Genomic DNA, 21,731 nt, shown 5'->3' with positions numbered 1-21,731 from the left:
CTTGAAAATTACGACACAATTAAAACGCTATCGCTATCGAGAAAAGCTCGCTGCCCTCGCCACAGGCTGTTTTAAAGCGGTCGTATGGATTCTTCCGGCTTTGGTGATTTTGCTCAGCGCCGAGGCTGTTTTTCATTTTCCCATGGGACTGCGAGCTGTTCCTGTCGGGCTGGGTCTGATTTATATAATAGCTGTTTTCGGGGTTTATACAGGGTCTCCTTTGTATCGACTTTTACTGCGTCCCTCATCTCCAAGTCTGCTGCAAACGGCCTATGCTGTGGGTGAAAAAATTGATTCTGTGCATGACCGCCTTGGAAATGCGCTCGATGTGTTTATTCATATTGAACGCGACAAACACTCTACCTCCCGGGAACTTGCTCTGGCGGCTTTGGACGCCGAAATTGAGCAGTGCCAATCCTTTGATTTGTCAAAACTTGTTGACCATGGGCCCGTCAAACGCAGTTTGCGCCAGGCCGGTGTTGTTACTCTGATCTCGATAATGATATTGGTCCTGTTTTACACACCGATGCTGCACTCATGGGACCGGTTTGTACATCCGTTCACAGACTACACCCATCAGCAGAGCCTGGTGTTTTCCGTCGATCCGGGAGATGCAACCGTTGTCAGCGGTGATTCCCTGCAAATCAGCGTTCAGACTTCCGATTCCACTCTGAAACATTCGGAGATGATTGTACAATACAAAACCACCACAGACCAACGTGCATTGAAACAAAAAGCCCCCGGTGTGTTTACAACAACCCTGATGAACATACGCAAATCTTTCACGTATCGAATACGTGCACAATCAAAGCAATCACCGGAATATACGGTAAGTGTGCTTGAACGGCCCGTCGTCCGTGAATTGTCTTTACAGGTCACCCCGCCGGCGTATACCGGACTAACAACCAGGTCTGTTGAAAAGAATGTCGGTAATGTTACTGCGTTACCGGGCGCTCGTGTTCATCTGAATGCAACGGCCAATAAACCTCTGCATGATGCAGCTTTACTGTTTTCAGATTCGACATTACAATCTCTTGATGTACAAAATGAAACGATTTATGGGGCTTTCCGCCTGTATCGGGATGTCAAATATCAAATTCAACTTACAGACCGGGATTCGTTATCAAATCCGGATCCGATTTCATATCAGGTCAAAGCATTGGCAGATCAATATCCTTTTGTTGAAATCACATCTCCGGGACGGGATATTGAACTGGGTGATGATATGCGCATTCCGCTTGCGGTGAACAGTCAGGATGATTATGGGATATCGCGTGTTCAATTGGGTTATCAGGTTCTGCACGAAGGACGCGGCAATGTAGACTCGACCGGTTTTTCATTCAAAACCCTGGAAACGGATAAAACCACCCAAATTGAAACAAATTACGACTGGGATACAGAAGAGACCCATCTTTTGCCTACGGATGTTCTGGTCTATTTTGTTCGGGTTTATGACAATGATACGGTAAACGGTCCCAAGTCTTCTGAAACGCGCCGATATCGGGCGCGGTTTCCGTCACTTGCAGAGATGTATGATACGTTTACCCAAACCCGCGAGACTACGACCGATAAAATCAAAGACACGTTTCAAAAATCACAAAATTTGCAAAAACGTGTGGATCGATTATCGCGTGAATTAAAACGCGAACAAAAAATTGATTGGCAAAAGAGAAAAGAGATTGAGGAAACTGTAAAGCAACATCGGCAAATCCAAAATGATTTGAATGAGATTGAAAAAAACATTCAAAAGATGCTGGATCAGGGTCAGAAAGACCAGTTGCTTTCTCCGGAGACTCTGGAAAAATACGAAAAGATTCAAGAGCTGTACCGGGAAATTGAAACCGCTGAAATGCAAGAATTGATGAAACAGATGGGGCAAAAACTGGATCAGTTCAGCCGGGAAGACCTGCAACAGGCAATGGAAAAAATGCGTGAACAGGAACAGGATTTGAATCAATCCCTGGACCGAACACTTGAACTGCTCAAACGTCTAAAAACAGAGCAGCAGCTGGACCAGGCTGCCAGAATGGCGCGGGATTTGGCCGAACGCCAGAAAAAAATGGCTGGTGATTCCTCGGGTTCAATGGAGCGCATGCAGCGGGAGCAGGATAGAATAGAGAGTGACCACGCAAAACTAAAAAATCTTTTAAAAGACATACAGGAATCCATGCAGAACCAGGCAGAACCGCCGAAAGAAATGGTAAACCGGGCGCTTTCTGAACTCGAAGCACAGTCACTTGAGGATGCCTTGTCCAATATGCAAAAAATCATGCAGCAGTCCGGAGATATGCGGCCATCATCTGAACAGATTTCCCAATCTTTTCAAAAAGCGGCTTCGGACCTTGAAACGGCCAAACAGATGCTCAACGGCGAACTGATGCGTAAACTTTTGCAGGCCATGCAAAAAAATGCACGACAGCTTTTGGATTTGTCCAAATCGCAGGAAAATATTGGCGAAAAAACAAGATCATTGTCCGAAAACAGTCCCGATTTCCCGCAGGTGGCCGACGAGCAGGAGAGGACGCGTTCTGCTCTGAATCGCGTGATAGAGTCTATCATAGAGTCCGCTCGCCAGAGTCTTCAGGTCAGTCCGAGGATCAACGAATCGCTGGGTCAGGCTGATCAGGAAATGCAAAATGCACTGCAAAAGATGGAGCAGAGAAATGCACGTCCGGCCGCACAGCATCAGGAAAATGCAATGGTCGCGCTCAACTCAGCGGTACAGGGTATTCAAAGTATGATGCAGAATATGATGCAACAGGGCGGACAAGGCGGAATGAGCATGCAGTCCTTTATGCAGCAGATGCAGAAAATGGCTGATGCCCAGCAGCAGATCAATCAAAACACTCCGTCATTGTCAAGCGGTCAGATGAGCCTGCAGCAGCAGGCAGCTATATCCAGACTGGCCGCCCAGCAGAAAAGCCTTCGCAAAGCCATGCAGGAACTGTCAGGTCAAATGGCGGATAACGGCGAGATTTTGGGAAGCCTTGAGAAAATCGCCGATGATATGAAAAAAGTCGAAGATGATTTTCTGCAAAACAACATTGACCCGGAAACGATCCAGCGCCAAAACAGAATTTTGTCACGCATGCTCGATTCTCAAAAATCCGTGCGTGAACGTGAATACAGCCGCAAACGAAAAGCTGAAACCGGATCGTATTATTCATCCGAAAGCCCCGAAGATTTGCCAAATACGATTTATGACAAAAATAAATTAAATCAATACCTGCTGCGTGCCAAGGAAGAAGGCTATACCCGTGATTATCTTGAACTGATTGAACAATATTACAAAGCGCTAAGTCGACACAATGAAAAAAAATAGGTTGTTTTTGTTCATCATATTACTATTCTGCTGTTTGTCGGTATTTGCGGCTGAACCCGCCTCTCCTACAGAACAGGAAATTCAGCGGTGGCAGCGGATGGCGAGACTTTACGAACGCGGAAATCGCTATGAACAGGCTGCTGAATTGTATGTCAGAATCTGCCGGGCCGACCCTGACAATCTTGCTGCTTATGAGGGGGCGAAACGAACGTTGATCCATATCGAACGATATAAGGAGCTTGAATCATTAATCTATTATTTGCAGCAGAAAAAACCCGGTCTCCGGTATAAAGTTGATCTGGCATCATTGAAATTTGAGCGGGATGGACCTGAAAAAGCTCTGCAAAGCTGGAATTCTGTGCTGCAATCGCATGCAAACAGACAGGAAGTGTATATGCTTGTGGGGCGTGCGATGGTTGACTATCATTTCCTGAATCAAGCTCTTGAAGTTTATAAAAAGGGACGCAGCCGATTTGATGACCCGACTTTGTTTATGTTTAATATGGCATCAATTTACAAAGCACAGGATAATTTTAAAGAATTAACCCGAGAGTATATCCAGTATCTTGAACAGCATCCTCAGCAAATTAATTATTTGCGCAGTGACCTAAAACACTCGGCAAGGTCACCGGAAGACCAGAAAACCGTATTAACGGTCTTGGAGTCACACGCTGATGATAAATGGGCCATTCATTTGTGGTGCGCCGACTTTAATACCATGCTGCGAAATTTCAAAAAAGCGTTTTCTCATCTGATTCGTTTTGAAAATCTGGCTCAAAAATCTGATCAGGTCACGTTTCTGAATCGCTACCAATTGGGTTCAGAGCTTTATGATCTGGGTTCAACAGTATTGTCAGCTGGTGATACCGATAAAGCGATCGAAATATTTCAGTATCTAATTGATCATTTCAAGGGATCGTTTGCTGAAAAATCCCGCATTCAACTCGCAAAGGCTTACTCTGGCAGCGGTCGGTATGAGAAAGCGGTGCAAATGCTCAAACAATATGCACAAAACAACCGCGGTACAAGCAAGGCCGTCAATGCAATGATGAATCTGGGGGATTTGTGTTTTAAAGCGCTTTTTGATCTGGAACAGGCCATGCAAGCCTATAAAAATGTCGTCCGCTATGCCAATGATCAGAATCAGGCCAAGCAGGCCCGCTACAAACTCGGAGAATGCGCGGTCGTAAAGGGAGATTTGCCTCTCGCCGAGTCTTATTTCAAATCGATCCCTTTGAATGATAGTGAAAAACCGGAACCCCGGGCGTTGTATAAATTGGCGGAATTGGCTTTTTATCGGCAAAAACCGGGAAAAGTGTCAGAATATATCCAGGCGTTGTTAGAATCTGATTTAAACCGTCATCAATCTTTGGTTAACGACGTGCTGGAAATGCAGCTATTGGTGCAAAAAACCGTTCAGGACTCGACAAGTTTGAGTGTTCTGGGAAAAGCGTCGTTGTTATATCGGCAATTGCAGTATTCGGCCTGTGTCGATACTTTGGAACGGTTTATATCCAATGTGCCTGGTACACCGCTTCGGGATGAAATTCTGTTATTGTCCGCTGATGCCCTGGTTCAGTTGCAGCGCGAAGAGCAGGCAATCGATAAACTTAAAGCTGTTTATAACAACAAAGAAGGAATGTATTCAGACAAAGCTCTGTATGAAATGGCGAATATTCATAGCAGACAGGATGAATCCGAACAAGCACTACAGTTGTATGAAAAGTTTTTATACGAGTATCCTCAGAGTATTTATCTGGATAACGTCCGCGAGCGTTTGAGGAACCTGGAGATCAAATCATGAAAAGAATTCTCATCCTTTTATTCATCTTGCTGAATACACTGCATGCTCAAAAATTACTGGTGAACATGGACCTTCAACAGTCTGATCATCTTAAAGCGTATGGCGCGGCTTATTTTGCACTTGAAAAAGGTATTAATGTCGAATGGCTTTTAAATTACCGTGGCGGATCGTTTCTCATGGATCATTATCCGGCATTGGAACGCGAACTCTTGCTGCGAGGGGTCAGCTATGAATCGGTTGGCGGTTCCGCAGCAGCCCGGATTTATAATGAGATTAAAAATGAGAACATGGATATTGTGCTGCTTGAAAAAGCTCCCAAAATAGCAATTTACGCGCCTCCGAACAAACAAGCCTGGGATGATGCCGTGTTGCTGGCCCTGGATTACGCCGAAATCCCTTATGAAACCCTGTGGGATCAGCAAGTGCTGCAGGGCAAACTGGAAACGTTTGATTGGCTGCATCTTCATCATGAAGATTTTACCGGGCAATTTGGAAAATTTTACGCCAATTACCGACATACGGACTGGTATCGTGATCAGGTGCAAAAAAACAAAAGCATGGCCCAATCTCTTGGCTTTGCAACCGTCTGGCAACTTAAGCATGCTGTTGTTCAGGCGTTTAAGGATTATATCAACCGTGGCGGATTTCTATTTGCCATGTGCTCGGCCACGGATACCATGGATATCGCTCTGGCGGCTCAGGGGGTAGATATTGTCGATGCTCCGTTTGACGGCGATCCCCCGAATCCGGCTGCTCAGCAAAAACTTGATTATTCCAATACGCTGGCTTTTAAAAATTTTCAATTGGTGACCAACCCGCTGGTTTATGAATATTCGGATATCGATGTGCCGCCGAGCAATAATCCGGTTTTGCGCGGTGCAGAGGCCGAGTATTTTACCTTGTTTGAATTTTCCGCAAAGTACGATCCGGTACCCACCATGCTGACTCAATGTCATGTGAATGCGGTGGAAGGATTTATGGGACAGACCACGGGGTTTAACAAAGATTTGATCAAAGAGTCTATCGTTATTATGGGACAGGCAGAGGGGACCAAGCAGGCCAAATATATACACGGAAACCTGGGTAAAGGCACATTTACCTTTTACGGAGGTCACGATCCCGAAGACTATCAGCATTTTATTAATGATCCTCCCACTCAGCTTTCACTGCATAAAAAATCTCCGGGCTATCGATTAATTCTCAATAATATTCTGTTTCCGGCTGCGCGCAAGAAAAAACTCAAGACCTGAACCTGTTATAGTCTTGTACTTGAACACCCCGGAGCAAATGTTAAAAAAAGATTGTGTTTATTGTGAAAATTGGCTATTTTCTTAGCTGGGAAAAATGAGATATTTAGCTGTTCTTTCCAATGTCCCGTTAAAGCCTTGTATTTCTACGTGGGTTGTTAAGCATCGGATTGTTTTGAACCGATCAAATGAATTTTGTCAAGCATGGGGTGCTATTCGGGTATTCTAAAACATAGGGAGCAGTCAATGGAATCGTATCGAGAACAAGTCTGTGGAATCCTCAATGATGTGAATCAGGTGTACAACAACCCGGCCAGGAAAAAGATGATCAATGATTCCGTGGCATCGGGATGTGCCATTGTACTGAATACAGGAACTCTGGCCACATGGACTCCTGCACATTCTACCGGAAGAAGCCCTATGGATACTTACCTGGTAAAACGACCGGGAACCTCTGATAATATTGACTGGAGCTCGCCAAACTGTATCGAGCTGGCTCCGGATACATTTGAAATGGTGTTTCAGGATGCTTTGAGCACATTGAAATCTAAAGACAGGATTTATGCCCTGAAGCGTGTGGTTGGAGCGGATTCCGATTACGCACTGCCCATATTGACCGTGACCGATAATCCTTTGAGTGCGCTGTTCACTGATAATATGTTCCGTCCCGTACCAAACGATATCGAAAAGAGTATTTTTGTAGACAAACCATTTACACTTTTGGCGCTGCCTTGTGATTACCTCAAATCAAAACGCTATGAGAACAGACTGAGAACGTTGTCGGACGGCGGCGCCTCCACCATTTGTGTGGCTATGGATTTTGAATCAAGAATCGGGATTGTCTACGGGTCCGCCTATATGGGATCCATGAAAAAGCTGATTTTTACGGTTATGAATTATTATTTACCCGGGAAAATATTCTTCCTTTGCATTGTTCTGCGAACGAGGGACCTGATGGAAAAAGCGCCATGCTGTTGGGGTTGTCGGGAACCGGAAAAACCACATTATCCGCTGATCCTGAACGATCTCTTTTGGGGGATGATGAACACGGATGGAATCAAAACGGAATCGCCAATTTTGAAAACGGCTGCTATGCGAAACTCGTTAACTTGAATCCGGATAAGGAACCGGATATATTTCACGCGACTTTTCACCCGGACCACTATCTTGAGCATGGTTCCATGGTCGAAAATTTAATGGTTTATCCTGATGGTTCATTTGATCTCAATGATGACAGGTTTACTCCCAACTCCCGGGCTTCTTATCCCCTTTGCTATAATTCCAATATTAAAGAGTCCTCAACGTCCGGACATCCAAGCACCATTTTGTTTCTGGCTGCAGATGCATACGGCGTATTGCCGCCGATCGCAAAATTGACACCGGAACAAGCCATGTTTTGGTTCATTATGGGCTATACATCCAAATTGGCAGGAACGGAAACGGGCGTAACAGAACCCCAGGCCACGTTTTCCCGGTTTTTTGGTGAACCGTTCATGCCGAGAAACCCCTCTGATTACGCTGGTCTTTTGGGTGATAAAATGAAAAAATACAACGTTCAGGTTTACACCGTAAACACCGGCTGGACAGGCGGTGCCTATGGTGTCGGCCATCGGATTGATATCAATTTAACACGCGCAATGGTGCGCGCGGCTCTGAACGGTAAGCTCGACCCTGTCGATTTCAAGCCGGATCCCATATTCAAGGTGTTGGTGCCGCAGTCCTGTCCGAATGTTCCGGCTGATATTCTCAATCCGGTCAATACCTGGACTGATAAAGAGGCATTTGAAAGTACAGCTAAAAAGCTGGCTGAAAAATTTAAAGGCCATTTTGAAGCAAATTTTGCCGGCAAAGTAGAGAAAGATATTGCCGCCGAATGTCCGAAAGCCTGATGAAAACGATAAAGTCAGATGCTTCCCTGTTTTTCAACCGGCCACCCTGATACAAGATCAAATGTATATTTTATCCAAATACCACATAGCGTCCCGATAATGGCGCCTGAAATAATGTCCATCGGATAATGCACACCCACATAGACCCGGCTGAATGCAACCAGACAAGCAGCGCCGAGCGCGATCGCTTTGGAACGCGGATACGTGAGGGCAAACAGCGAGGCCATTGCAAAAGCATTGGATGCATGGGCAGACGGGAATGAGGGTGAAGATTTGCTTCCAAATAGCGCGTTGATGGAACTGAGCGGTTCGAACACAAAACAGGGGCGCAGCCTGCTGACCCAGGGCTTGATCAAGTGTGAGGTCACCTGATCGGACAGAGCAATGGCGGCTATCAGCATTCCGACCAGTATTCTTCCTTTGCGGCCGCCTTTCCACAGTAATAAACCGACCACCAGAAACATCGCAGGAGCCAGATGTTCTTTAACAGTGATGAACGGCATCAGCACATCAAATATCGGGTTTTGACATGTATGGTTGAAAAATATAAAGACAGCAATATCAAGCTGGATCAGGGTTTCGAGAAACATGTTGTAATCCATTGATTTATCTCTGGTTTATTCAATCCGGCAAATTGTCAGAACTGTAATCTCTCGAGCCCCGGATTCTTTTAAAAGACGGCTGCATTCATTTACTGTTGCGCCGGTTGTTATCACATCGTCTACAAGGGCAATGTGGTTCACCCTTACCGACTGTTTTAGTTTGAACGCATTTTTCACATTTTGAAAGCGTTTCTCACGATGATATTTTGCCTGCTGGCTGGTGTAGCGGTGACGTATCAAACAGTCAAGCAACGGCACATTGAACTGTTTGCTCAGAGATTTACATAGAGATTCGGCCTGATTGAAACCGCGCTCGCGCTTTCGTCCTGAATGCAGCGGTACCGGCTGAAGTGAATCGAATTGCAGATTGTTTGTTTTAATTTGATCCGTCATATAACCGGCGAATATTTTTGATAGTCTGGAATAACCATTATATTTAAAGTTGTGAATCAGCGTTTGCACGCTGCGCGTATAAGAGAGCGCGGCAATAGCTGCATCAAATTGAGGTTCCGGTACCGATACGGGGTTTGTTTTGAGATGATCCCTTGGTAAAACGGCCTGATCCAGCGAGTGTTGGCATTGAGGACAAATCAAGGTATTGTTTTGCAGCGGATTTTCACAGATTAAGCAGAATGCCGGATAAAGAACGTCGAGCAGGGGAAGCGTACAAAAACGGGCCGCTTTGAATACAAAACGGCCCGTATATTTAAAATACTTGTTCATTAAAACTGATATGAGAAAACGAGACGCGGCTCAAACCGTTCCTGCGGCTTGTAATAGACATTGCCGTTTTCGTTTACTTTTTCATAGGTCCAGATATAATCAACATACATGATCATAAAAGCGTTAAGCTTGTAGCCGACACCGACCCGGGCCACACTCCTGTTATCCAGTGTGAACACATCGTTGAGTTGTTCAATACCAATTTTATCATACGTTGCATGTGCAGCGATCGACGGAATGGCGTCCGGGGCATTCAGCGCCAGGTGCATGATACCGCTTTCCGGTGTGTCATCCAGACGTGAAAATGTACCAATACCTCGAATGGTGTTTCCCAACATACTTGTATATAATTCGCCGAACCATCCTGTGCGATCTTCAGTGATGCTGAGCAGCTGATCGGTTTTTCTCAGGCCGTTATTATAGCGTTGCAGTTCATAAAATGCATCAAAAAAAGAAGGTATATATTCGTCGCTCATCCAGCGGCGTTCGAATTTAAACGTCAAATCAAAGATACTGGAAAGTGCGGGGAAATCAAACTGCACACCGGCAGCCTGTCCGTTACCAAAGCTGCGGGATTTGTCTTCGATTGTGCTGTAACCGTGAATTTGCGACCAGTCATAGTACAGAGCGGTTTTTAGAAAGCGATTTTGAAAGATGGGAAGTTCAGTATCCAAACCATAGACAGAAACCCCGTCATCGGTAGAGGTGCGTTCGTCCGGGTCAAAATCGCGGGCAAAGGTCGCGCCGAAGGCCAGGTTTTTAATAACAGGGATGGGAATCGCGTTCCGAAGCGGTCGTAGGTAACCGCGGCCTGCGATCAATTCAGCACGAGAAAAAGTGTTGGTCAGGGTTTCGAATCCAAATGTACCCATATCCATATCAAATGCCAGGCCCAGCTTACGCTCATCGTAGACAGCTTCATTGGTGTAATAGTTTACAATAGTACCATGACCAAGACGCGCCGCATCCAACGCGCCGAGACGCGTGTAAAACGGATCATTTTTGTGCCCGTAACGGAGATATCGGATCAGACGCAGATAGTCATAGTTTTCATCCCAATCTTCTTTTCGCAATTCTCCGGTTTTTGTATTGATGTTGAAATTGATATTCAGACCGACTCCAAATTTCCCAAAAGAGAGTTCCGGTCGCATCATAAAGTTATAGTACAGGTTGGATTCCCCATCGGTTTCGATACTGGTGAGACCGATACCGCCAAAGAACATATTGTTTTCTTCCCCGTACAGTCCAAAACCCGATTGACTGGAGTACTGTGCATGAGCTGAGAAAGCTAGAAGCAGCATGACCATACATAGACTCAAAAATTGTTTCATGACGTCCCTCTGTCGTTTGGTGGTTGGTTTATAAAAAATTAGGACTATTAAGCTTATACGTTTACTCTTTGTAACAGGTTACAGTTTGTTAAAATTTCTTTGAACATGTCCTGCTTACGGGTTGCTGTTTATAAAAATAGTTGACCGCGTTTTTAAACACGGGCACCCCGTCTCCTTCCTCTGCGAGACCGACTCGTGTCCATTGGGGATGATGAGTCGGATGAAAATGTCGTTCCGGATGCGGCATCAGCCCCAAAATTCGGCCTGTTGGATCACAGATTCCGGCAATATGTTGCATGGATGCGCTGGGATCGTATGGATAGTCTGCTTCGCCGCTGTTCGGGTTTGTATACTGAAAAACGATCTGGTTTTGTTTTTTTAGACGCTGAAGTACAGAATGATTCTTGGCGACAAGTTTTCCCTCGGCATTGGCGACGGGAAATTGAACCGTTGATTTCATATCCCGTGTGAACACGCAGGGTGATTCCCTGTTGACGCTTAAATGCACCCAGCGGTCTTCAAATTTACCGGAATCATTAAACGCCAGAGTGACTTGCTGTTCCGCCTGCATGTCGATTTTAGGTAACAACCCTGATTTGATCAAAACCTGAAATCCGTTGCATATTCCAAGGATCAGTTTGTCGTGTTCATGAAATTCATAAAGCTGATCATGCAGCTTGTTTTTCAGCTGATTGGCCAGCACTTTGCCTGCTGATATATCATCTCCGTATGTAAATCCGCCGGGCACGACAAGAATCTGATAATCTTTCAGGCTGACAGATTGATCCAGCAGCCGGTTGATATGGACCAGATCGGCGTGTCCGCCTGCCGAATCAAAAGCGAATTTGGTTTCTATATCACAATTCGAGCCAGCGGCTCTTAATACGAGTGCGCGGGGCGTCATAGTCTACCACCTGATGGTTTTCTGCCAGTGTTCTTTTAACGTATTGATATCGATACTAAAGATTTGATCGCCGTTTAACCCATACGCACAGAGTTCGGGTTTTTCCAGAACGCGTCCGATCTGGGCAAACGGAAGTTCGTGCATAATGGCTTCAAAATCAGTTTTGTCTCGTGGACTCACTTCAACGAGAAATCGGGAGTTGGATTCCGAAAACAGCATCAAATCGTTTCTGGAAATAAATCCGTTTTTCGGCACCCGGTCCAGGAAAATACTGGCGCCCCAGCCGCCGGCAAAGGCCATTTCAGCTATGGCAACGCCCAATCCTCCTTCTGAGCAGTCATGACAAGCGCGGATAATGTTTTTTTCAGTGGCCACAGATATGGCGTGGAATATCATTTTTGCCATTTGCGGATTGACTATGGGGACGTAGGAACTGCTTTTCCCTAAAAGATCATAGTAATGTGAGCCGCCCATCTCGCTGCGGGTCAACCCGACCATATAGATCAAATTTTGACTCTGCTTTAAATCCGAGGTGACCGCTTTTCGGGCGTCATCCATAACGGATATGGCGGAGATCAGAAGGGTGGGGGGGATGGATATACTTTGATCACCGCTTTGAAATTCATTGTTGAGACTGTCTTTTCCGGATATAAATGGAGTTTCAAATACCTTGGCCATATCATAGCAGGCTTCGGCAGCCCGTATCAGGCCGCCCAGCCGGTCCGGTTTATTGGTATTTCCCCAGCAAAAATTATCCAAAAGAGCTGTTCTCGACAGGTTACCGCCCACGCAAACGAGATTTCGCAACGTTTCGTCGATGGCGGATGCCGCCATCCAGTAGGGATTGATCAAGCCGTACTTGGGATTGAATCCGTTGGAGAGAATGACCGCTTTATTGGAATTCAGGAGCGGACGGGTGATGCAGGCGTCTGCAGGGCCATCGTTTTCCACCCCCACAAGCGGTTTCACCACGCTTCCGGCCTGGACTTCGTGATCATACTGCCGAATGACCCATTCCTTGCTGCAAATATTGGGTTGAGCCAGCAATTGCTTGAGGACAGAGCCGAGGTCGGAGGCCGGTTCAAAAATGGATTCCTTGATTTGCGGAGGGCTCCATTCCGCTTTGCGTTCTATTTTGGGTAAACCGTTGTGTAAAAAGTCCATATCCAGTTCACCCACGCGTGTCTCATTGTATTTCAAGTAAAGTTTTTTATCATTGGTGGTGCGCCCGATGATCGTCGCTTCCACATCTTCACTCTGAAACAGTGTTAAAATGTCATAAAGATTTTCCGGAGATACAAAAATGACCATACGTTCCTGGGCTTCCGATATCCAGATTTCCATATAAGAGAGACCGTGATATTTTAGCGGAACCCGTTCAAGGTTCACCTCTGCGCCGGTGGTCTCAGCCAGCTCGCCTATGGCCGAGGATAATCCGCCTGCACCGCAATCGGTAATGGCATTGTACAGGTTCTGGTCCCGCGCCTGCAGGAGTGTATCCACCACCTTTTTTTCCACAATAGGATTTCCGATCTGTACGGCTCCGCTCCAGGTGCTTTCACTCTCTTCATGCAGTTCCCCGGACGATGCAGTGGCGCCGTGAATACCATCACGACCGGTGCGGCCTCCGACAACAATAATGTAATCGCCGGATTGCACATTCTTTTCCGTCATGGTATTGGGGATGAGTCCTGCATTTCCACAGAACACCAGCGGATTCCCCAGGTAGCGCGGATCAAAGTAAATTGAACCGTTGGAGGTGGGTATCCCCATTCGGTTGCCATAGTCCCGGACACCGGCAACCACACCCTTCATCACACGTTTCGGATGCAGGACGCCCTGTGGCAGGTCTTTGTGATCCATATTTAGAGGACCGAAGCAGAATACGTCGGTATTGATAATAGGTTTGGCCCCCATGCCGGTACCCAGAGGATCGCGAATCACTCCGCCGATACCCGTATTGGCGCCTCCGTAGGGTTCGATCGCTGAGGGATGGTTGTGGGTTTCCACCTTGAAACAAACCGCATAGTCTTCATCAAACTCGATGATTCCTGAATTATCTTTGAATACCGACAGGCACCAGGGTTTCTGCAGTTCGCGGGTTACTTTGAAAATTGTTTCCTTCAACGGATTGTCAATGATTTGACCTTCGAACTCAACGCGACCGGTCAGCGTTTTGTGGCTGCAGTGTTCAGACCAGGTTTGCGCCAGAGTTTCCAGCTCGATATCAGTCGGCTCGCGATCCCGGGTTTTGAAATACTCCTGGATCGTTTTCATTTCATTCAAATTAAGAAACAGGTCCCCCTCCTTACTGATGCGTTCCAGTTCAGTATCATCGGCATCAAGAAGGGGGGTATGCTTGAGCTCAAAGTGATCACTCTGCGTGGGCATAAAGATATCTTCATCGGACTGCACCACATGTTCGTTCACTTTGTTCATCAGCAGTTTTTCAACAATCAACACCTTGTCGCTGTCTGATAAAGATCCGCTGATCTCATAACGTCGGGCGGTCTTTGCAGACTCGGCGGTTTCAATGCCGAGGTCAGCGATGCCTTTTAATGTGGTTTCCGCAACCATATCAGTCACACCGCGGTTAAAAGTCACCTCAATAGACCAGGCTGTATCAGCAGACAATGCAATCTTTTGATCAATTTCGTAATACTGAGTGACCGGATCTACCAGCAGCTGTTCGGCAATGCGGGTTTTGTCTTCGGATGAGAGATTGCCTTTGATATAGGTGACTGTAAAAAACCGTACGGCTTCGATACCGTCAATCCCCAGGTCATGAGCGCCTTTTTCGACGGATTCCGCCTCGGAATCATGAAAGGATGATTGTAATGTATATTCTATTCTTGTGATCACAAAGAGCCTTTTCGTTTAGGATTAGATAATTAAAGAAAATTTTACTAATAAATCAGCAAAAAAGCAAGCAGTAAAATAAATGTGATAGATTTCGAAAATGCTTTATTTTTAAAAAATTTATTGGACATTGGTGTTTTCACTATTTATATTATCAAAACAGGAAGGAGTGCCTTGGATATAAAGGAACAACAATACAGAGATACCTATCATACCAGTCTGGAACAGATACGCCAAAAGCGAAAAAGAGATCCGCTGTTTCGTCCCGCAGATCTCGAGAATTTGATAGAAACCGAACTTATCAATGAAGGAAATGATTGGGTGGGCCGGGGTGAATTGTTTCACATTACTCAAAAAGCGCGCATCGCGGCTTATGAAGTCGCTTTAGAAGAATGGATGCAGGACAATGATACAAAAAAATAACGAGGAATATCTCTATGCGAAATGTGGTTGCCATTATTTTAGGCGGCGGTCAGGGCACCCGCTTGCATCCGCTTACCAAACTGCGGGCTAAACCTGCGGTACCTATTGCCGGCAAGTACCGTCTGATCGATATTCCGATCAGTAATTGTATCAATTCAGGTATTCAGAAAATATTTGTACTCACCCAGTTCAATTCCGCCTCGTTAAACCGTCATATCAATCTCGCGTATCAATTCGGCCATTTGTCCGACGGATTTGTTGAAGTCCTGGCTGCCCAGCAGACGCCTGAAAACCAGGACTGGTTTCAAGGCACCGCAGATGCAGTGCGACAGTGTCTGCGACAAATTGAAGAATTTAAAGTGACCGATCTTTTAATCCTGTCCGGTGATCACTTGTATCGCATGGATTATCATCGTTTTATTGACGAGCACCGCGAATCGAACGCGGATGTCACTATCCCGGTAATCGGCGTTGGAGAACACCGCGCTTCGTCATTTGGACTTTTAAAGATAGATAAAGAGAAAAATGTGCTCGAATTCAGTGAAAAGCCTAAAGGGGATGATCTCAAAAAAATGCGGGTGGATACGACGGTTTTGGGATTGAATCCGGAACAGGCGGAACAGCAGCCCTATATTGCCTCGATGGGAATATATGCTTTTAAACGCGATGTGCTGCTTGAATTATTGAAACGGGATCATAAAAAAACCGATTTTGGAAAAGAAATCATCCCGGCGGCGATCGGAGAAAAGATAATAAAAACCTATCTTTTTGATGATTATTGGGAAGATATCGGTACCATTCAGTCGTTTTACAAGGCCAATATGGATTTGCTGAAATATCCCAATCCTGCATTTTCTTTTCATGATCCGTCAGCGCCTCTGTTTACCCGTCAGCGTTTTTTACCGCCGACCAAAATAATCGACTGCCATATTGAATCCTCTATGATCACGGAAGGATGTACTCTGTTAAAATCCCATATCCGCAATTCCCTGATTGGAATTCGCACCTACATCAATGAGAATGCAATCATTGAAAATTCTTTGATTATGGGCGCGGATTTTTTAATCAAGGATGAAAAACAACAGGCGCTTTTGGATAACGGCGAAATTCCAATAGGGGTTGGACCCAACACAGTGATCAAACGGGCAATTGTGGATAAAAACGCGCGCATTGGAGCGAATGTGCGAATTATCAATCAGGATGACATTCAAGAGTCTGAACGCGAAGCGGAAGGGTTTTATATTCGTGACGGAATTGTGGTTATAACCAAAAACGCGGTTATTAAAGAAGGAACGGTTATTTAAAACGAGCAGAAAAACGATTAAAAAATTAATTCCGAGGGAACAATGCAGAGAACAATAACAGAAAGGGATCTAAAATTGGCCCGGTTTTGCCTGAACTGCAGGATCTGCAAGTCCGTCAGACTCAAACAGGAGCAAGTTTTTGGGTGGTTCAAACACTAAAACATTATTTATATCCGGCTTTTCGGGCTTTTGAACGTGTTTAGGGTCAAAAAGCACATGATCCGGTGTCTAAGCAATACTAAAAATATAAACAGGAATAATTTTACAAATTAATACATTATAATGAGTAAAACCGAAAGGAGCTGACACCATGAATCGTCGTACAATAAATATTGGCGGAGAGCAGGTGCAGGTACCCGATCTTAAAAAAAAGACCTTGCTGTATATCGGCTTGGGTATTCTGGCCATCCTGTTTCTGTTCTCCTCAATTTATACGGTTGATGCCGATGAAGTCGGCGTCATTCAGCAATTTGGAAAGTATGTGAGGAAAACCCAGCCCGGACTGCATTTTAAATTACCCTGGGGAATTGAAAAAGTAACCAAGATCAAAGTGCAGCGGGTGTTCAAACACGAATTCGGGTTTCGCACGGCTCAGGCGGGCGTAAAGACGCAATATTCAAGCCGAAATTATGAAATAGAAGCTCTAATGCTGACTGGAGACTTGAATATTGCCGTTGTGGAATGGATTGTCCAATACCGTATTCGGAATCCGGAAGCTTATTTGTTCCAGGTTCGCAACGTGGAATCCACCATCCGCGACGCCTCCGAGGCCGTTATGCGCCAGGTCGTCGGCGATATGAGTGTGGATGAAGTGATTATTCTAAGTCGTAAGGAAATAGCAAACCGCGTCGAAAAGCTATTGCAAGAACTGATGGACGAGTATCAAACAGGTATTCATATTGTTACTGTGAACCTTCAGGATGTCAATCCGCCAGAGCCGGTTCAACCCGCGTTCAACTCGGTAAATGAAGCGCGTCAGGACAAAGAGCGCTTTATCAATGAAGCCTGGGAGCAGTATAATAAAGAGATTCCACGGGCCGAAGGTAAAGCAGAGCAGACGGTACTGCAGGCCGAAGGCTACGCCACGGAACGTATTAATAATGCCAAAGGTGATGCGGAAAAGTTTATTGATGTTTATCGCGAGTATCGTCTGGCCAAGGATGTGACGCGAAAACGCCTTTATCTGGAAACGATGAAAGAAATATTTCCCAAAATTGAAGGTAAAATTATCATAGATGAGGATATGGAGAATCTGCTGCCTCTTCTTAATCTGAACGGAAAGGGGGTGCAGTAATGAAACCTGCCAATAAATACTATCTGATCGGGCTGCTGGTCATTGTGGCCCTCATTGTTATCAGCAATGCTCTTTATATTGTTGATGAAACCCAACAGGTTATTATTACGCAATTCGGAGATCCGGTGGGTGATCCTGTCACGTCACCGGGGCTGCATGCTAAACTTCCGTTTGTGCAAAAAGCCACTTTTTTTGAGAAACGCATTCTGGAGTGGGATGGCGACACCAATCAGGTTCCGACAGCGGACAAAAAATATATCCTGGTGGATACATTCGCGCGTTGGCATATTGTCGACCCGTTAAAATACTACCAGTCAATTTACACAGAACGCAATGCCCAAAGCAGACTGGATGATGTGATTGATGGTATCACCCGGGATTTTATTTCCGAAAATAATTTGATTGAAGTGGTAAGAAATTCAAACCGGGAGATGCGTATTTCTATTGAAGATTCAACCACGATGACCATCCGACCGGATACATTGATGATCGAACGCGGTCGCGTAAAGATCACGGAAAATATCCTAACTGAAGTAAAAAAACTCATGCCCCAGTACGGCATTGAAGTGCTGGATATTCGCATCAAGCAGGTTAACTATATTGATGAGGTACGGCAAAAAGTGTTTGGCCGTATGATCTCGGAACGCGAGCGCATTGCAGAAAAGTACCGTTCTGAAGGAATGGGCGCAAAATCCAGGATTCAAGGTCGAATGCAACGAGAACTACGCCGGATTGAATCAGAGGCTTATCGTACGGCACAGCAGATCAAAGGTCGAGCCGATGCACAGGCCACGGAGATATACGCTGACGCCTATTCGCGTGACGCAGATTTTTACGCGTTTTGGCAGGCCCTGGATAACTACAAAACGGCGGTAGATTCTGGGACCAAAATCATTCTGAGTACGGAATCAGACTTTCTCAAATATCTCAAGAGCACACGATAAAGACAATGGCCCGTCGAATTCAGTTTCGGCGGGCGTTTTTCAAGGGGAGTCGGAATATTTAATTCGTTGGGTTTATGGAACTACATAGCGTATGAATATTGTTAAATAGACGTGCCGTTTATAGGGTGTGCAGGTGTCATTTGATTTTTTATTGAATTTAATAAATAAAGTTGTTATATTATAGGTTGTTTGATTTTTAAACCTAATCCAAAATATAGTTGAATTAAATGAGGTTAGCTATTATAAAATGGGAAATTTACGTCGTAATATAGGGATCAGCGCTCATATTGATTCGGGTAAAACAACCCTGACGGAACGGATGTTGTTTTACACCAATCGGATCCATGCGATTCATGAAGTTCGAGGTAAAGATGGTGTGGGCGCCAAAATGGACTCTATGGAATTGGAGCGCGAGCGCGGTATTACCATTGCATCAGCATCCACCAATGTCGAATGGAAAAAACATCCGATCGATATCATAGATACACCGGGACACGTTGATTTTACAGTTGAAGTTGAACGGTCTCTGCGTGTTTTGGATGGCGCGGTTCTGGTTCTGTGCGCCGTAGGTGGGGTGCAGTCACAATCTATAACAGTAGACCGGCAGATGACGCGATATCAGGTGCCGAGGATTGCGTTTATCAACAAATGCGATCGTATGGGCGCCAATCCGGAACGAGTGAGTGAGCAGCTGCGTGACAAGTTGAATCACAATGCCGTACTGATGCAATTACCCATCGGTCTTGAAGATGATTTTGAAGGTGTGGTGGATTTGGTCAAGATGAAAGCGGTTTATTTCAAGGGGCAGTTCGGAGAAGAGCTCGTTTATAAAGATATTCCTGACGAGCTTTTGAAACACGCGGTGGAAAAACGGGATGTTTTGCTGGATACGGTCTCCATGTACAGCGACGAACTGATGGAAGCTTATCTTGAAGATCATGTGACGGAAGAACTGGTCTATGATGCGGTGCGCAGAGGAACTCTGACTCGTGAAATTACACCCGTTTTTATGGGATCGGCCTTTAAAAATAAGGGTGTTCAGCCTCTGCTGGATGGCGTTATCCAGTATCTGCCGTATCCGGATCAGGTTGAAAATATTGCGCTTGATCTTGACAATGAAGAGCGTAAAGTTACACTGTCCAGTCATCCCGATGATCCACTGGTGTCACTGGCCTTTAAACTGGATGATACGCGATATGGTCAGCTGACCTATGTTCGCATTTATCAGGGTACACTGAAAAAAGGTTCAGAGATTTTCAACCGTCGTTCCGGTCAAAAAGTGCGTGTCGGGCGCTTGATTCGTATGCATGCGGATGAAATGGAAGACATCACTCAAGCCGGACCCGGGGAAATTATAGCGATGTTTGGCATCGACTGTGCATCGGGTGATACGTTTACCTCAGAGGGATTGAATTATTCCATGACCTCAATGTATGTGCCGACACCGGTTATTTCTCTTTCATTGAAACCCAAAGACAACAAGGCATCCGAAAATATGGCCAAAGCCCTCAACCGGTTTACCAAGGAGGATCCGTCTTTTCAGACTTTTGTGGATAAAGAAACCGGCGAGTCCATTGTCAAAGGGATGGGGGAACTCCATCTGGAAGTTTACATTGAGCGGATGCGTCGTGAATACAATGTAGACCTGGAAACCGGAGCGCCTCAGGTGGCTTACCGGGAAAGCATTGCAAGAGCGTCTGATTTTGATTATACGCATAAAAAACAGACCGGTGGCGCCGGCCAATACGGGCGAGTTGTCGGCGCTGTTGAACCCAACCATGAAACAGATTTTGAATTTGAAGATAATGTTAAAGGCGGTGTTATTCCCAGTGAATATATCCCGGCCTGTCGAGAAGGATTTGAACAATGTATGGAAAAAGGAACGCTTATCGGATTCCCGATTGTCGGTGTTAAAGTAACTTTGAATGACGGCAATTACCACCCGGTGGATTCATCGGAAATGGCTTTTAAAACAGCGTCGATTATGGCCTTTCGTGAGGTTTATAACAAATGTAAACCGATCATTCTTGAACCCGTGATGCGCGTTTCTGTTGAAGGACCGAGTGAATTTCAGGGTGCGATCCTCGCCACGCTGAACCAGAGACGCGGTATTATCCACAGTGCGACCGAAGATAATAACTTTACGGTGGTTGAGGCCGAAGTCCCGCTGAGTGAAATGTTTGGATATTCCACGGTTCTTCGTTCGAATACCCAGGGAAAAGCGGAATTCACCATGGAATTCAGCCGATACGCCAAGGTGCCCGAATCCATTTCTGAAGAACTGAAAAAGAATTTGCAGAAAAGCAAAAAAATAATTAAAGTTTATAGAATCCTTAACGATAAAGAGGATATATATGATAAAATCAGAAATCATAAAGCGGAGCCCGGTTCGCGTTTTTGAGGAAACTCTGGAAGGAGGGCTCGGGCTCGGCAACCTCGGCGTTATAACGTCAAGAAAAGGCGTTGGAAAAACAGCCAGTCTTATTCATATTGCCACAGATAAATTAATGCGGGATCTGAATGTGTTACATATATCTTTTGCGGATGATCCCCGGCACATCACCAACTGGTACGAACATTTATTCGATGAGCTTGCACAGGCTTACAAGCTCGAGGATGCACGTCAGGTGCATGATGATATTATCCGACATCGCTTGATCTTGCATTATAAACAACAGGTTGAATTTGATCATATCTGCAAGGATATTCAGGATTTGATCAAGGGAATGAATCAATCACCGCAGATCATCATTGTGGATGGATTTCCCTTTGAGACGGCTTCAGCTAAAGATGTGCAGAACTGGAAATCCTATGCACAGGAAAAAAAGACAGCTGTCTGGTTTTCAGCGACCATGCACCGGGAGGACCCCAAGTTTGATGACAACGGAATTCCGTTTCCTGTGAATCAGTTTACACATCTTTTGTCTGTTATTATTATGCTGAATCCGATGCAGCATCATATTGAGCTTGAATTGTTAAAATCCCATACACCGGGAGAGCAAAAAAAGCTTCGACTCAAGCTGAATCCCCGAACATTGCTGCTATCAAATCACCGTGCTTGATTGTAACGCCCCGAATAACCGGG

Annotated in this window: 15 protein-coding genes and 1 pseudogene; 11 read left to right on the top strand and 5 right to left on the bottom strand. The window is 45.4% G+C overall.

Annotation, left to right across the window (positions count from 1 at the left end):
- The first annotated feature begins 1 nt into the window (after position 1).
- The 5 genes and pseudogenes from U5R06_22405 to U5R06_22385 all read left to right on the top strand — a co-directional run bounded on the left by U5R06_22405 (position 2) and on the right by U5R06_22385 (position 8,262).
- The gene (locus U5R06_22405) at positions 2-3,322 is read left to right on the top strand and encodes a DUF4175 family protein (GenBank protein MDZ7725497.1); all 3,321 of its coding nucleotides are present in this window, start codon (positions 2-4) and stop codon (positions 3,320-3,322) included.
- 97 nt (positions 3,323-3,419) lie between these two features.
- Complete coding sequence (locus U5R06_22400; GenBank protein MDZ7725496.1) at positions 3,420-5,126, top strand: tetratricopeptide repeat protein; 1,707 nt, start codon at positions 3,420-3,422, stop codon at positions 5,124-5,126.
- Complete coding sequence (locus U5R06_22395; GenBank protein MDZ7725495.1) at positions 5,123-6,376, top strand: asparagine synthetase B; 1,254 nt, start codon at positions 5,123-5,125, stop codon at positions 6,374-6,376. The genes U5R06_22400 and U5R06_22395 overlap by 4 nt, the downstream gene beginning before the upstream one ends.
- Positions 6,377-6,577: 201 nt before the next feature.
- Positions 6,578-7,228 (top strand): annotated as a pseudogene (locus tag U5R06_22390) (phosphoenolpyruvate carboxykinase (ATP)).
- A gap of 71 nt (positions 7,229-7,299) precedes the next feature.
- Positions 7,300-8,262, top strand: coding sequence for a phosphoenolpyruvate carboxykinase (ATP) (locus U5R06_22385; GenBank protein ID MDZ7725494.1), 963 nt, complete (start codon positions 7,300-7,302; stop codon positions 8,260-8,262).
- Positions 8,263-8,276: 14 nt separating this feature from the next.
- Here the strand turns inward: U5R06_22385 and U5R06_22380 are convergent, their stop codons facing one another.
- From U5R06_22380 to purL, 5 genes are all read right to left on the bottom strand, one after another.
- Positions 8,277-8,852 (bottom strand): phosphatase PAP2 family protein, encoded by a 576-nt coding sequence (locus U5R06_22380; protein ID MDZ7725493.1) that lies wholly within the window; start codon positions 8,850-8,852, stop codon positions 8,277-8,279.
- A gap of 27 nt (positions 8,853-8,879) precedes the next feature.
- Positions 8,880-9,587, bottom strand: a complete 708-nt coding sequence (locus tag U5R06_22375) for a ComF family protein (GenBank protein MDZ7725492.1) — start codon at positions 9,585-9,587, stop codon at positions 8,880-8,882.
- Positions 9,587-10,918, bottom strand: coding sequence for a hypothetical protein (locus tag U5R06_22370; GenBank protein ID MDZ7725491.1), 1,332 nt, complete (start codon positions 10,916-10,918; stop codon positions 9,587-9,589). The genes U5R06_22375 and U5R06_22370 overlap by 1 nt, the downstream gene beginning before the upstream one ends.
- A gap of 88 nt (positions 10,919-11,006) precedes the next feature.
- A complete protein-coding gene (gene purQ, locus U5R06_22365) occupies positions 11,007-11,822 on the bottom strand; it encodes a phosphoribosylformylglycinamidine synthase I (GenBank protein MDZ7725490.1) in 816 nt (271 codons plus the stop codon).
- A gap of 3 nt (positions 11,823-11,825) precedes the next feature.
- The gene (gene purL, locus U5R06_22360; protein MDZ7725489.1) at positions 11,826-14,684 is read right to left on the bottom strand and encodes a phosphoribosylformylglycinamidine synthase subunit PurL; all 2,859 of its coding nucleotides are present in this window, start codon (positions 14,682-14,684) and stop codon (positions 11,826-11,828) included.
- A gap of 171 nt (positions 14,685-14,855) precedes the next feature.
- Between purL and U5R06_22355 the strand changes: the two genes are divergently transcribed.
- The 6 genes from U5R06_22355 to U5R06_22330 all read left to right on the top strand — a co-directional run bounded on the left by U5R06_22355 (position 14,856) and on the right by U5R06_22330 (position 21,708).
- Positions 14,856-15,104 (top strand): hypothetical protein, encoded by a 249-nt coding sequence (locus U5R06_22355; protein MDZ7725488.1) that lies wholly within the window; start codon positions 14,856-14,858, stop codon positions 15,102-15,104.
- Between the two features lie 14 nt (positions 15,105-15,118).
- Positions 15,119-16,408: a glucose-1-phosphate adenylyltransferase gene (locus U5R06_22350; GenBank protein ID MDZ7725487.1), complete on the top strand. Its 1,290-nt coding sequence runs from the start codon at positions 15,119-15,121 to the stop codon at positions 16,406-16,408.
- Positions 16,409-16,718: 310 nt separating this feature from the next.
- Complete coding sequence (hflK, locus tag U5R06_22345) at positions 16,719-17,702, top strand: FtsH protease activity modulator HflK (protein MDZ7725486.1); 984 nt, start codon at positions 16,719-16,721, stop codon at positions 17,700-17,702.
- The gene (hflC, locus tag U5R06_22340) at positions 17,702-18,646 is read left to right on the top strand and encodes a protease modulator HflC (GenBank protein ID MDZ7725485.1); all 945 of its coding nucleotides are present in this window, start codon (positions 17,702-17,704) and stop codon (positions 18,644-18,646) included. The genes hflK and hflC overlap by 1 nt, the downstream gene beginning before the upstream one ends.
- Positions 18,647-18,893: 247 nt before the next feature.
- Complete coding sequence (gene fusA / locus U5R06_22335; protein ID MDZ7725484.1) at positions 18,894-21,047, top strand: elongation factor G; 2,154 nt, start codon at positions 18,894-18,896, stop codon at positions 21,045-21,047.
- Positions 21,001-21,708, top strand: a complete 708-nt coding sequence (locus tag U5R06_22330; protein ID MDZ7725483.1) for a hypothetical protein — start codon at positions 21,001-21,003, stop codon at positions 21,706-21,708. The genes fusA and U5R06_22330 overlap by 47 nt, the downstream gene beginning before the upstream one ends.
- The last annotated feature ends 23 nt before the right edge of the window (positions 21,709-21,731 follow it).

It is taken from the genome of candidate division KSB1 bacterium (assembly GCA_034521575.1).
GTDB lineage: Bacteria > Zhuqueibacterota > Zhuqueibacteria > Residuimicrobiales > Krinioviventaceae > JAXHMJ01.
The sequence above is the reverse complement of the archived record's forward strand: the minus strand, read 5'-3'. Positions and strand labels throughout refer to the sequence as shown.